This is a genomic window from Clostridium algoriphilum, from assembly GCF_020443705.1.
Classification (GTDB): Bacteria; Bacillota; Clostridia; order Clostridiales; family Clostridiaceae; genus Clostridium_AD; species Clostridium_AD algoriphilum.
Genome location: NZ_JAIZZK010000106.1, coordinates 1 through 1,024, shown reverse-complemented (window position 1 = coordinate 1,024; position 1,024 = coordinate 1). Strand labels below are relative to the sequence as shown.

Below are 1,024 nucleotides of genomic sequence, written 5' to 3'. Positions count from 1 at the left end.
GTAGCTCCTATCAAAATCGATAGTAAATAAAGTAATGGACTTCCATTAACTAAAGCAACTACAAATATACCACCGTGTGGAACTGGCATTCCTATATTAAAAAACAATGCAAGTCCACCGGCTACTGCTGAACCTATTGCCGCTGCTGGAATTACTCTTACTGGATCTGCTGCTGCAAAAGGTATTGCTCCTTCTGTTACAAAACAAGCCCCCATTATATAACAACTAAGACCAGTTTCTCTTTCTTGCTTAGTAAATCTATTCTTAAAGAATGAAGTAGCAAGTGCAATTCCGAGGGGTGCAGACATACCACCTGCCATTACAGCTGCTTGTGGAAAGTAATTTTTTGAACTTATCATAGCAATTCCAAATGCAAAGGCAGCCTTGTTTATTGGTCCGCCCATATCAATTGCCATCATTCCACCTAATATAATACCTAGTAGCACTTTGTTTCCTGTGCCCATTCCACTTAACCAATGTTGAAGAAAAAGGTTGATTTGAAGAACTGGTCCATCTATACAAATGTACATTATAGCACCGGTAATAAAAATACCTAGTAATGGATATATAAGCACCGGTTTTATGCTCTCAAGGGCTTCTGGTAATTTTGCAAAAGCCTTCTTAAGAAGTAGTACTACATAACCACCAAGAAAACCTGCAATAATTCCACCAAGAAATCCTGCATTACTTTGATATGCTAAAAATCCACCTACCATTGCAGGAGCAAAACCTGGTCTGTCTGCAATGCTCATACCTATAAAACCAGCAAGCACTGGTATCATAAGTGCAAAAGCATTCTTGCTTCCAACTACTGAAAGAAGGTTAGACAAATATAACAAGTTTGGATTTGAACTCTTTTCGAATATAAATGATAAAGCTATTAATATTCCTCCACCAACAATGAAAGGAAGCATATTTGAAATACCGCTCATAAGATGTTTATAAAATCCTGTTCTCTCGCTTCCAGTAGCAGTGTTACTACCACCAGCATGGTTATAAATAGGTGCCTCACCATTTAGTGCTT

1 protein-coding gene is annotated in these 1,024 nt (G+C 37.9%); it reads right to left on the bottom strand.

What is annotated here, in order from left to right; translation table 11 throughout:
* On the bottom strand, window positions 1-1,024 hold a 1,024-nt coding region (locus tag LGK95_RS22100; RefSeq protein ID WP_226127056.1), incomplete at both ends, for a PTS fructose transporter subunit IIC.